We start from the raw sequence: 5,453 nt of genomic DNA, 5'->3' as shown, positions 1-5,453 counted from the left end.
TGACTACACGCTGGAACGCAGCGTCGAGTGGGAGACGCTCGGCATGCGCGGCACCTGCAGCGCCGGCTTCGAGCTGAAATTCACGGGATCGAGCGCGCAGATTTTTCCCGAAGGCTATGATCGCATTCATGCGCAAACCATGACGCCGGTGGCGCATCTGTGCTGGTCCTCCGCCTGGGCCGGGATTGCGGCCGCGGCCGTCGAGCGCGCGCAGGCCTTCATCCGCAAGGCGGCCCGTGGCGCGGGCGGCCAGATGCCTCCGGGTGCTGCACATTTCAATGCGGCCAGGATGACACTCTCCAAGCTGCGCGCCGTGATCACCGCCAATCTCGACATCTATGCGGCTCACGAACACGACGAACGCGCATTGTCGTCGATCGACTTCCAGTCCTCGATCAACTTGCTCAAGGTGGAAGCCTCCGAACTGGCGGTCGAAACCGTGATGAGCGCGATGCGCGCTTGCGGTCTGGCAGGTTATCGCAACGACGGCGATTTCAGCGTCGGCCGCCTGCTGCGCGACGTGCTTTCGTCGCCGATCATGATCAACAACGACCGCATTCTCTCCAATATCGCGACCACAAGCCTAATGAGCTCGGTGCCTACGACCTTGCGCGACTGAGCCACAGAATCGAATAACATCAGAGAAGACCGAACATGAACGTAGCCGTCCGAGCCGAAAGAATCGAAAACACACAGCACCCCGCCGATCCGCTGGATCACCTGGCCGACAAGCTGTTTCATAAGATGGGCACCGACGGGGTCTATGCGCGGACCGGGCTCTATGAGCATGTGGTGGAGCGCCTTGCCGCGCTGATTACGCGACACCGCGAAACGGCTACGGAAGTGATGCGGTTTCCGCCAGTCATGAACCGGGCGCAACTGGAAAAATCCGGCTATCTGAAGAGCTTCCCCAACCTGCTCGGCTGCGTCTGCGGCTTGCATGGCACCGAACGCGAAATCCATCAAGCAGTCGCCCGTTTCGATGCCGGGGGCGATTGGACCACCTCGCTCTCGCCCGCTGACCTCGTGCTCTCGCCGGCAGCCTGCTATCCGGTCTATCCGATCGCGGCCGCCCGAGGCCCGCTACCGCAGGGCGGCCTGCGGTTCGACGTCGCGGCTGATTGTTTCCGGCATGAGCCGTCGCGCCATCTTGACCGCCTGCAATCTTTCCGGATGCGTGAATATGTCTGCATCGGCAGCCCCGAAGACGTGTCGGATTTCCGCGAACGCTGGATGGTTCGGGCCCAGGCGATCGCGCGCGATCTCGGCCTGAGCTTCAAGGTCGATTACGCGAGCGACCCCTTCTTCGGCCGTGTCGGTCAGATGAAGGCGGTCAGCCAGAAACAGCAATCGCTGAAGTTCGAGCTTCTCGTTCCGCTGCGTTCCGAGGAGCAGCCCACCGCGTGCATGAGCTTCAACTATCACCGCGACCATTTCGGCATCACCTGGGACATCAAGGATGCCAGCGGCGCACCCGCTCACACCGGCTGCGTGGCGTTCGGAATGGACCGGTTGGCGGTTGCTATGTTCCACATCCACGGCACGGATCTGGCGAAATGGTCCGCTCCCGTGCGCGAGCTGCTCGACCTCTAGCAAGATACCGATCGGCCGGTGCGGCAGTCTTCCTGGGCTGCGGCATCAGCTATGGGCGAAATCCCAATACAGCTTGCGCGCGCGCTGAAACAGCGGGCCCGGCTGCAATGAGCGGTCGTCGATCCGGATGACGGGCGCGACCTTAGCGAAATTGCCGCTCGAGAAGATTTCGTCCGCGCCCAGAAAATCCTGATATTTGAGCGTCGTCTCGATGACCGTGACACCATCGTCGCGTAGCAAACCGATCACCCGCTGCCGCGTGATGCCGTTGAGGAACGTCCCGTTCGGCGCCGGCGTGTAGACCACGCCGTCCCTGGCCATAAACACATTGGAATTGCCGAACTCCGTGACATTGCCGAGCATGTCGAGCAGCAGGCAGTTGTTGAAGCCGCGCGCCTGCGCCTCGAGCAGAGCGCGCGAATTGTTCGGATAGAGACAACCAGCCTTGCAATCCACCGGCGCGCTTTCCATGGTCGGGCGGCGGAACGGCGATAGCGTGATCGCCAAACCCGTGACCGGCGGCATCGGCGCTGCATAGATGCACAAGCACCAATTGGTCGTTTCGGGATCGAATAGAACGCCGCCACCGGCGCCGGTCTGAGCCCAATACATCGGCCGGATGTAAAGTTCCGCCTTGGCGCCGAAGCGCGCGATGCCTTCGCGCGCCAGCGCGAGCCAGGTTTCGGTATCGACGACCGGCTTGAGTTTGAAATTAACAGCGGATTGATTGACCCGCGCACAATGCCGGTCGAGATCGGGAGCCACGCCTTCGAAAGCGCGTGCGCCGTCAAACACGGTGGACGCGAGCCACGCCCCGTGGGTGCGCGGCCCCATGATCGGCACATTTCCGGCGTGCCAGTCCCCTTCGAAGAAGGTTAAGGTCTCGGAAAAATCGACTGGCTTCACGATCGGGGCTGAAATTGCCATCTGCGTTCTCGATAACCGGCGGGGTTCTCGATAACCGCCGGTGCGGTGGACGATAACACCAATATTGTCCGAATTTCCTAAGGATTTCCTTTTCCATGCAGATGGCGCGATCCTGCCTCAGGATCGAATGCGTCAGCTTGCGCAATGCATATCCCGCACGGGCCAAAAACATGGTTACGAAGTCATGACGAAACCATCCGGGCTTTTAATCAACACGCGCGCAATCGTTAGGGTTATTTCGTCAATCCTGGCGTGAATTATTGAAGGGTTGAGCGTACGTCTCTAACAAGAATAGCTAGCGAAAAAGCACGGAAAGTGCGTTACGCGCGAAGAACGTAGAGGTGGACGATGCGTAGCGAGACGATTGCCATTCACGCCGGCTACGAACCTGACCCGACCACCAAATCGGTCGCCGTTCCGATCTACCAGACAGCGTCCTACGCGTTCGACAGTGCCGACCATGGCGCCGCGCTCTTCAATCTGGAAGCCGAAGGCTACCGTTACAGCCGTATCGCCAATCCGACCACAGCCGTTCTCGAAAAGCGCATCGCCGAACTCGAAGGCGGCGTCGGCGCGCTCGCGGTCGCAAGCGGCCAGGCTGCGTTGCATTTTTCGATCGTCAATCTCGCCGATGTTGGCGGCAACATCGTCTCCGTGCCGCAACTCTACGGCACGACGCACACGCTTCTCGGTCATATCTTGCCGCGTCAGGGCATCACCACCCGCTTCGCCGAAAGCGACAAGGCAGACGCGATCGAAAAGTTGATCGACGAGAACACCAAGGGGGTGTTTGCGGAAACGATCGGAAATCCCGCCGGCAACATCTGCGATATCGAGGCTCTGGCCAAGGTCGCACATCGCCACGGCGTGCCGCTGGTGGTCGACAATACCGTCGCGACGCCAATCCTGCTCAAGCCGTTCGATTATGGCGCAGATATCGCCATTCATTCACTGACCAAGTTTCTCGGCGGCCACGGCACCACGCTCGGCGGCGCCATCGTCGACAGCGGCCGCTTCCGCTGGGCCGATCACGCCAGACGCTTCCCCGCCTACAACCAGCCGGACGTCTCCTATCACGGCCTCGTCTATGCCGAGCGTTTCGGCGAAAAGGCCTATATCGAACGCGCGCGCAGCGTCTATCAGCGGACCATGGGCTCGGTGCTGTCGCCATTCAACGCATTCTTGCTGCTGCAAGGCATCGAGACGGTGGCGCTCCGCGTCGAGCGGCACGTCGAAAACGCCCGCAAGGTTGCCGAGTTCCTGCGAGGCGATCCGCGCGTCGAGTGGGTGAATTATGCAGGCTTTGCCGACAGCCCCTATTACCCTATGGCGGAGAAATACCTCAACGGCAACGCCTCCTCACTGTTCACGTTCGGCATCAAGGGTGGCCACGAAGCCGGCAAGACCTTCTATGACTCGCTGAAGCTGATTACGCGGCTCGTCAATATCGGCGATGCGAAGTCGCTTGCCTGTCATCCGGCTTCCACCACTCACCGCCAGATGACCGCGGAGCAACAGCGCATAGCCGGCATCCTGCCCGAGACCATCCGCCTATCGATCGGCATCGAGCACGTCGACGACATCATCGAGGACATCGATCAGGCCCTGGCGAAGGCGAACCCCACGGGCCGGCGGCTTCAGGCCGCGAAATGAACTGACCGAGGGCGACATGACCGTCCTATTGGAAAAGCGGCGACTGATCGTCAGTCCCGGTCTCGTACCGGCGCAACTGCGGCGAGAGGATAAATTCGGTCATCCGCAAAACGTTGATGCCGACCTGACGATCGGTCTCATCAACAACATGCCGGACGCCGCGCTGCAGGCCACCGAGCGTCAGTTCATGCGCCTGCTAAGACAGGCCGCCGGAGACATTCGCATCGATTTCCACTGCTTCTCGTTGCCGTCGGTGAGACGATCGCAATCGGCGAAGGGGCGCGTCGAGGGACAGTACACCGACATCGCCGAAATCGATCGGCTCAATATCGACGGGCTGATCGTCACCGGCGCCGAGCCCAACGCCGCAAGGCTCGCAGGTGAAACGTTCTGGCGCGATCTAACCGACATCATCGACTGGGCAAAGGACAATACTCGCTCGACGATCTGGTCGTGCCTCGCCGCCCATGCCGCGGTGCTGCATCTGGACGGTGTCGAGCGCAGCCGGCTCGAAACGAAGTGCTCCGGCATCTATGACTGCATCAGCGCTTATCCGCACTGGCTGACGCAAGGCCTTCCCTCGCCCTTCAAGGTTGCGCATTCGCGTCTCAACGAATTGCGCGCCGCCGACCTGACGGCGAACGGCTACCAATTGCTGTCGCATTCGACCCGGGGAGGCGTCGACAGCTTCGCCAAGGATTTTGGCAGCCAATTCATCTTCTTCCAGGGGCACCCGGAATACGAGGCGCTGTCGCTGGAGCGCGAATATCTTCGCGACATATCGCGCTTTCTTGCGGGCGAGCGCGACAGCTACCCCGGTCTTCCCGTCGGCTATTTCGAGACCGAAACCGAACTGGCGCTGTCGGCATTTGCGGTACGCGCGCAGACCGAGCGGCGGCCGACGCTGAGCTCCGAATTGCCGGATAGGACTCTTCGAGAAGACGTCGAAACGGGCGCTGCCGCCACCGTGATATTTAAGAACTGGCTTGACTTTCTTGCCGAACGTGCACGCGCCACTTCACCAGAAACGGGCTCTTGATCGGGTGACTGCTGTGGCGGCGCGAACCGGAGGGCCGGCGATTTTCCCGAAAGCGCCGCCGCGGCCGGGGCATCCATTTTCGACCAGTACAATGCAAGGGCGACGTTCTATGTCGCGGGCGATCTGGTCAATAAATGGTGCGGCTATTGGCAGGGCGTCCATGTCGAAGCCATCGTGAAGCTGCATCGGCGCGGCCATGAAATCGGCTGCCACACGTTTTCGCATTCGCCTGCCACCGATC

Annotated in this window: 6 protein-coding genes; 5 read left to right on the top strand and 1 reads right to left on the bottom strand. The window is 61.0% G+C overall.

Annotated elements, in window-relative coordinates; translation table 11 throughout:
• A partial coding sequence (locus WB528_RS01575) for an acyl-CoA dehydrogenase family protein (protein ID WP_423886676.1) occupies positions 1–619 on the top strand: 619 nt, incomplete at its 5' end.
• Between the two features lie 35 nt (positions 620–654).
• Positions 655–1,593, top strand: coding sequence for an amino acid--[acyl-carrier-protein] ligase (locus WB528_RS01570; protein WP_423886675.1), 939 nt, complete (start codon positions 655–657; stop codon positions 1,591–1,593).
• A gap of 45 nt (positions 1,594–1,638) precedes the next feature.
• On the opposite strand, the gene WB528_RS01565 is transcribed toward WB528_RS01570, so the two are convergent.
• A complete protein-coding gene (locus WB528_RS01565) occupies positions 1,639–2,520 on the bottom strand; it encodes a branched-chain amino acid aminotransferase (protein ID WP_423886674.1) in 882 nt (293 codons plus the stop codon).
• A gap of 348 nt (positions 2,521–2,868) precedes the next feature.
• On the opposite strand from WB528_RS01565, the gene WB528_RS01560 reads away from it, so the two are divergent.
• The 3 genes from WB528_RS01560 to WB528_RS01550 all read left to right on the top strand — a co-directional run.
• Positions 2,869–4,173: an O-acetylhomoserine aminocarboxypropyltransferase/cysteine synthase family protein gene (locus WB528_RS01560; RefSeq protein ID WP_423886673.1), complete on the top strand. Its 1,305-nt coding sequence runs from the start codon at positions 2,869–2,871 to the stop codon at positions 4,171–4,173.
• Between the two features lie 16 nt (positions 4,174–4,189).
• On the top strand, positions 4,190–5,212 hold the full coding sequence (metA, locus tag WB528_RS01555) for a homoserine O-succinyltransferase MetA (RefSeq protein WP_423886672.1): 1,023 nt from the start codon (positions 4,190–4,192) through the stop codon (positions 5,210–5,212).
• 75 nt (positions 5,213–5,287) lie between these two features.
• Positions 5,288–5,453: polysaccharide deacetylase family protein (locus WB528_RS01550; protein WP_423886677.1), on the top strand; the 166-nt coding region annotated here is incomplete at its 3' end.

This window comes from Bradyrhizobium sp. (genome assembly GCF_049586575.1).
Classification (GTDB): Bacteria; Pseudomonadota; Alphaproteobacteria; order Rhizobiales; family Xanthobacteraceae; genus Bradyrhizobium.
This window is presented reverse-complemented; position numbering and strand designations above follow the sequence as displayed.

Bases quoted from the DNA above. Each gene is read 5' to 3' on its own strand.
- WB528_RS01570 (WP_423886675.1), top strand. From the start codon at position 655: ATGAACGTAGCCGTCCGAGCCGAAAGAATCGAAAACACACAGCACCCC.
- WB528_RS01565 (WP_423886674.1), bottom strand. From the start codon at position 2,520: ATGGCAATTTCAGCCCCGATCGTGAAGCCAGTCGATTTTTCCGAGACC.
- WB528_RS01560 (WP_423886673.1), top strand. From the start codon at position 2,869: ATGCGTAGCGAGACGATTGCCATTCACGCCGGCTACGAACCTGACCCG.
- metA (WP_423886672.1), top strand. From the start codon at position 4,190: ATGACCGTCCTATTGGAAAAGCGGCGACTGATCGTCAGTCCCGGTCTC.